Origin of the sequence: Desulfovibrio piger ATCC 29098 (assembly GCF_000156375.1) — a bacterium.
In the GTDB taxonomy this organism is placed as follows: domain Bacteria; phylum Desulfobacterota; class Desulfovibrionia; order Desulfovibrionales; family Desulfovibrionaceae; genus Desulfovibrio; species Desulfovibrio piger.
Genome location: NZ_DS996359.1, coordinates 943522 through 949521, shown reverse-complemented (window position 1 = coordinate 949521; position 6000 = coordinate 943522). Strand labels below are relative to the sequence as shown.

Below are 6000 nucleotides of genomic sequence, written 5' to 3'. Positions count from 1 at the left end.
GTGTTTTTGTTTCATGCTGACTGATTGTTAAATCAACACACCGGAAAGACAGGCAAAATTTCCTGAATATTTCTTTGCCGCTTTCTCTTTCGCCCCGCTCCTTTCTTTGCCAATCGACGCACTCTCCTCTCCCCTCTGGCCGAAAATGCGCCATTTTCTTCAACAGCACAGGCTCCCCCCCAGATCGTGAAGACATTTTCGCCGCCATGGATCTTCTTCCGTCCTCTTTTCGACAACGGCCCGCAACAAAAAAGGGAGCCCGAAGGCTCCCTCTCATACGTATCCATGGCAATGCCTAGGCGGCATAGCTTTCCTGCAACACCAGGCGACGGCGGCGGGCTTTCTCCAGCTTTTCCTTTTCCCAGAAGAGCGGGGCCAGACGGCGCGTCCAGCGGGAGAAGAAGCGAACGCTCATGCCCACCAGCACGGCCGAGATGATGGTGCCCTCACGCAGGCCCACGATGGTGTGCAGGACGGCCAGGCTGAGCAGCACCGCCGCCAGCACCATGGAGGAATCCACCAAGACCTTGATGTTGCCGAAATTCTTGTGCGTGCGGAAGACGATGGCCACGACCATGCCTTCACCGGGCAGCACGGTGGCATTGCTGATGATCTCCAAGCTCACGCCCAGGCCCAGCACCATGGAGCCCACCAGACACATGAGCATTTGCTGCCAGTAAACATCCGTGACCAGATAGGAGGTGGCCCACATCCAGCCGTCGATGAACAGGCCGAACAGGAAGACGGCCGGGATCTGCATCAAATGCCCCACCGTGAAGTAACGGCCCAGCAGGATCTTTTGAACCACGAGAAAACAGATATTGGACAGAAAAGTAACGGTCCCCAGGCTCAGGGGAAAGATGGCGCTCAGGGCATACGGCAGGCTGGTGATGGGCGAGGTGCCCAGACAGGCATTGGTCACCAGCGCGACCCCCAGGGCACAGACCAGCAGTGCCACGGTGAAGCCCGCATAACGTTTGCACAACACAGATTTGTCAACAGTCACTTTCATTCTGAAAACTCCGACCACGTCCATACACAACGCGGTACTCCGGCGATGAACCAAGGGGGGCGCCGCCTCCGCCTCCATGCCTCTCCTTCCGGCGCCGGTCGGGAAGGCAGGGCAAGGGGACGTTATCGAAACGACGTCCGCCGCGGGCAACGTCCCGCCGCCTTTCAGAAGAGAACAGAAAAGCGACGGCGCCGTTACCGGCGCGGCACAAATTGGAGCTGAGCTCCGGGAAGAACAGAAAAAAACGTTGCCTTCGCAACCATGCGGATGCGACAAAAAGCAGCGCGGCTGTTCTTCGTGCGCCTCTCAGCGCAGTAAAAGGTTGAGGTGGCGGTAGGCTTTGGCGGTCACCATGCGACCACGGGGGGTACGCTTGAGCAGGCCGCACTGGATGAGGTAGGGCTCGTAGATCTCTTCGATGGTACGCACTTCTTCGGAGCAGGCCACGGCCAGCGTCTTGAGCCCCACGGGTCCGCCGTCGTAGTGGGTGATCATGACTTCCAGCAGGCGCCTGTCCATGCGGTCCAGACCTATCTCGTCGACGTCCATGCGCCGCAGGGCTTCGGCAGCCTGTTCGGCGGTGATGACGTCGTGGCCGCCCATCATGGCAAAATCCCGCACGCGACGCAAGAGGCGGTTGGCGATGCGCGGTGTGCCGCGGGAGCGGCGGCCTATCTCCTCCGCACCGTCAGGCGTGACGGCGATGCCGAGGATGTGTGCCGTGCGCAGCACCACCCGGGCCAGTTCGGCAGGGGTGTAGAACTCCAGCTGCGACAGGATGCCGAAGCGCCCGCGCAAGGGAGCGGAGATCAGGCCCATGCGCGTGGTGGCCCCCACCAGGGTGAACGGCTCCAGGTCGATCTTGACCGTGCGGGCCGCCGGGCCCTGCCCGATGACCAGGTCCAGCTTGAAGTCTTCCATGGCCGGATACAGTACTTCCTCCACAGCGATGGGCATGCGGTGGATCTCGTCCACGAAGAGGATGTCGTTACGGGACAGGTTGGTCAGGATGGCGGCCAGATCGCCGCTGCGCTCCAGTACCGGGCCCGAGGTGCAGACCAGGTTGACGCCCAGCTCGGCAGCCATGATCTGGGCCAGGGTCGTCTTGCCCAGACCGGGATTGCCGTAAAAGAGCGTATGATCCAGCGCGCCGCCGCGTTCACGGGCCGCGCCCAGGTACACGCGCAGATTGGCGCGCAGTTCTTCCTGACCGATGAAATCATCCAGGCTGCGAGGCCGCACGCTCTCTTCCAGCGCAGCGGTGCTCAGGCCGGGGTCTTCCGTACCGGCCGCGGGTACGGGCGCGTGCTGTTCCGCAGGGGCATCCCAGTCATCATTGCCGAAAAAGCGGGCTGCGGGGGAAGGGGAAGATTTCTGTGCCATGATGTCCAGTCGGTCAGGATTTGCCCCCTGCACAGGCCGGGCCTGCGCGAGGAACACTCAAGAAAAAGAAAGCGCCGGTCTACAGACGACCGCGCGCCAGAGCCTTGAGCGCCGCCCGCAGAGCGCCGGTGACGTCAAGGTCGGGCTCCTGCAACAGGATGTTTTTGACCACAGGAGCGCATTCGTCCTCAGAATAGCCAAGATTGGACAAACCATCAAGCACGTCCCGGAACACGGAGCCCGGACGGCCGTTGGGCGCCAGCACCGCCGCCTGCGGCACGTCCTCCACCTTGAGCTTGTATTTGAGCTCCAGAAAGACATGCTGGGCCGTCTTCTTGCCGATGCCGCTCACCCGGGTGAGGGCATCCACATCCTCTTCCAGCACGATGCGGCGCAGATCGTCGGGCCGGTACAGGGAAAGGATGGCCAGCGCCGTACGCGCGCCCACCTTGGAGATGGTCAGCAGCACCTCGAAGACCTGGCGTTCCTCGAAGGTGGCAAAGCCGAACAGCTGCTGGGCATCCTCGCGCACCACCAGGCTGGTGTACAGGGCCACGCTCTCCCCGCGTCCGGGCAGGGATGCCATGGTGTGGGCAGGCAGATCCAGCTCGTAGCCCACGCCACCGCGCGTGACCACGATGCAGGAGGTGCCCCAGGTCTCGGCCAGCAGGCCTTCAAGATAGGCGATCATGGATGCTCCTTGATGTCATCGAAAAAACAGGGGACGAAGGCAGCGCCTTACAGCACCAGCAAAAGGGCCCCGGCCGTGATCAGGATGCCCCCGGCCACGGTCTTGGGATCACAGGGCTCGCCCAGCACGAGCACCCCCAGCAGCATGGCCAGAGGCACGCTGAGCTTGTCCAGCGGCGCGACCTTGGAGACGTCGCCCAGTTGCAGGGCCTTGAAATAGCACAGCCACGACAGGCCCGTGGCCACGGCGGAAAGGAACAGGAAGAGCCAGGTATGCCCGCCGATCTGACGCACCTCGCGCCAGGTACCGGCATACAGGCTCATGCCCCAGGTAAGGAGCAGGATGAAGCCCACCCGGATGGCCGTGGCCAGCCCGGAATCCACGTCCCGGACGCCCAGTTTGGAAAAAATGGCTGTCAGGGCCGCGAACACGGCCGCCAGCAAGGCATAGACCTGCCACATGGCACTTTCCTCCCCCTGTCGCCGGGGGGCCCGGCCCTCAGGCCTCCGGGAACGATCTGCGAGTACACGTGACGTGCCCCACTGCCCGGCGACTGCAGCCCAGCCCTTGCGGGCAGGACGCTTTTCCCGCTGGGGAACAGCCGGCCCTGGGGCCACGCCTGCTGCACGCACCGGCGGGCCACATCACGACCGAGGCCGGGACGCACTCCGCGTCACAAGCGCACGACAGGCATGCCCGCAAAAAGGACTGCCTGTATCATTTTGTATCAATATATAAGGCAAGGTCGCTTTTTCCTGCCGCCTTGCCACACAGGCCACCTTGCCGCGCGGCAGGAACGCCCTGCCCTAACCACCGATGGAGACCATTTTGCTGCTGGCCACGGCGCCGCCCTGCCGGGCCGCCAGCAGATCCGCCCCCACGGGCTTGCTCTTGCAGGCCTGGGCGATGACCCGGGCGATATGCTCGTCCGTGACCCTGGGATGACGCAGCAGGGGCCGCAACGGATACTCCCTGTCGGCGAACAGACAGGTACGCAGATGCCCGTCGCTGGTCAGGCGCAGCCGGTTGCAGGACAGGCAGAAATGGTTGGTCAGGGGCGTGATGAAGCCCATGCGTCCCTTGCCGCCTTCCAGGGCGAACATGCGGGCCGGGCCGCGCTGGCCTTCGTTGGCATCGCCCAGCGGCACCAGGCGCACATGCTGCTCCACGGCGGCGCGGATGTCGCTGGCGGGCCAGAAATTCTCGGGGCTCCACAGGGTATCGCTGCCCATGGGCATGAATTCGATGAAGCGCACGTCCACGGGCAGGGTCATGGCCGCATGGACGAAGTCCGCCATCTGGCTGTCATTGATGCCGCGCAGGCCCACGGCGTTGATCTTGACCCGGATGCCCGCGGCCAGCATGGCGTCCAGGGCCCGCAGCACTTCCGGCAGCATGTCGCGCCCGGTCACGCGGGCAAAGGTCTCGCGGTCGAAGCTGTCCAGTGACAGGTTCACGGCGCTGATGCGGATACGCTGCAGCAGGGGGATGTGCTCCTCCAGCAGGGTGCCGTTGGTGGTGATGCGGATGTCCAGATCATCGAAACGCTGCCGCAAACGCAGGAGGAAGTCGTCGCAGCCCTTGCGCGCAAAGGGTTCCCCGCCGGTCAGGCGCACCTTGCCCACGCCCATGCCGCGCACGATCTGCACCAGACGGATCATCTCCTCGTAGCGCAGCACCTTCTCGTGCGGGATGCACTGGTGCCGGGCATTGCTGTGGCAATACAGACAGCGCAGGTTGCAGCGGTCCGTCAGTGACAGGCGCAGGTAACGTACCGTGCGGCCGTGGTCGTCGTGCAGGGCATGGATGCTCATCGTCCCTCCGGGGCCTCCTGTTGCCAAGAAGCAAAAATGGTTTTACACATGCAGCCATGAAGACACTCTTACGCAATCAGCGTGTCCGGCGTCTGCCGGCCGTCATCGCCCTGTGTGCCTCTCTGGCCCTGCCGCTGCCCGCGCTGGCCTGGGACGGCTTTGATGCGGATTCCGCCGACCTGGTGGAGATCATCCCCGATGCCCTGCCCAACAAGGGCGACACCGTGGACGTGCGCAACTACAGCAATGACGAGACGACCACCTGCCTGGTGGTCTCCGTCACCCGCAACAGCCGCACCGTGGAGATCGTGGTCCGCACGCCCGACGGCGAAGCGCACACCCTGGTGATGGAAGGCCGCTAGCCGTCGCGGACGGACGCGCCGGAACCCCATGGCCCCGGCGCGACCGGGTCATGCCTATTCGTCGGCGCCCTGCTCGTAGCCGGGCAGCACCACGCTGGCAGCCTCGCTCTTGCCCTGTCCCTTGGGGCAGTTGGACTGCAGATGGCAGATCTCGCAGCCGCCCTTGAAGGGATAGTGGGTCACCAGAGCAAAACGGCGGTTCAGGGTGGGGGCATCTTCACGATATTCCAGGCCCAGGCCGGACAGGGCCTCACGCAGGGCCTCGGTGGGACGCGGCGCGGGCGCACAGCCGGCATCCTCCACCTGGGGCAGCACTTCCTGCACGGCGGCCATGCACATGTACTGGGCCAGGTTGTTGTCCTGCCAGCCGTCCGAAGGGGATTTTTCCCAGGCGGCGTCCACCTGCTGCTCCACGCTCTCGGGCAGCCAGACGGCCAGATAGGAGATCTTGGCCGTCTTGATCTCGCAGACCCTGAGTTGCGGCATCCACTCTTCCCACAGCTTGCACAGCCGTTCCAGCGTCGCACCGCCCAGGCGCGATTCCTGGCTCAGGGTCATGAAGCCTTCCATATCGAAATAGGGACGGATCTCGTGTTCCGTAACGGTAATCTCGCTCACAGTCTCTCCTTGCGGGCATCAGGATGAGCCCTTCTTTACCGTGCTATTGTAACCAAGGAAAGGCGACCGTCAAGCCTGCACATCCTTTCACATGCGCCGGGCCGGCCGGGCTTTACTATT

Annotated in this window: 8 protein-coding genes; 1 reads left to right on the top strand and 7 read right to left on the bottom strand. The window is 63.6% G+C overall.

Annotation, left to right across the window (positions count from 1 at the left end):
- The 6 genes from DESPIG_RS14265 to moaA form a co-directional block, all read right to left on the bottom strand.
- On the bottom strand, positions 1–208 hold a 208-nt coding region (locus tag DESPIG_RS14265; protein WP_211204914.1), incomplete at its 3' end, for a hypothetical protein.
- Positions 209–295: 87 nt separating this feature from the next.
- The gene (locus DESPIG_RS10755) at positions 296–1012 is read right to left on the bottom strand and encodes a YczE/YyaS/YitT family protein (protein ID WP_187119497.1); all 717 of its coding nucleotides are present in this window, start codon (positions 1010–1012) and stop codon (positions 296–298) included.
- Between the two features lie 306 nt (positions 1013–1318).
- The gene (gene ruvB, locus DESPIG_RS10750) at positions 1319–2395 is read right to left on the bottom strand and encodes a Holliday junction branch migration DNA helicase RuvB (protein WP_081446874.1); all 1077 of its coding nucleotides are present in this window, start codon (positions 2393–2395) and stop codon (positions 1319–1321) included.
- Positions 2396–2474: 79 nt separating this feature from the next.
- Complete coding sequence (ruvA, locus tag DESPIG_RS10745) at positions 2475–3086, bottom strand: Holliday junction branch migration protein RuvA (RefSeq protein WP_006008508.1); 612 nt, start codon at positions 3084–3086, stop codon at positions 2475–2477.
- Positions 3087–3133: 47 nt separating this feature from the next.
- Positions 3134–3547: an EamA family transporter gene (locus tag DESPIG_RS10740; protein ID WP_006008506.1), complete on the bottom strand. Its 414-nt coding sequence runs from the start codon at positions 3545–3547 to the stop codon at positions 3134–3136.
- A gap of 345 nt (positions 3548–3892) precedes the next feature.
- Entirely contained in the window at positions 3893–4900 is a 1008-nt protein-coding gene (gene moaA / locus DESPIG_RS10735; protein WP_006008503.1) for a GTP 3',8-cyclase MoaA, read from the bottom strand.
- A 56-nt stretch (positions 4901–4956) separates the two neighbouring features.
- Here moaA and DESPIG_RS10730 point away from each other — a divergent pair, with 56 nt between their 5' ends.
- Positions 4957–5262 (top strand): DUF5334 domain-containing protein, encoded by a 306-nt coding sequence (locus tag DESPIG_RS10730; protein ID WP_006008500.1) that lies wholly within the window; start codon positions 4957–4959, stop codon positions 5260–5262.
- A 54-nt stretch (positions 5263–5316) separates the two neighbouring features.
- Here DESPIG_RS10730 and DESPIG_RS10725 read toward each other — a convergent pair whose 3' ends face one another.
- Positions 5317–5880, bottom strand: coding sequence for a hypothetical protein (locus DESPIG_RS10725; RefSeq protein ID WP_006008498.1), 564 nt, complete (start codon positions 5878–5880; stop codon positions 5317–5319).
- Positions 5881–6000: the final 120 nt, after the last annotated feature.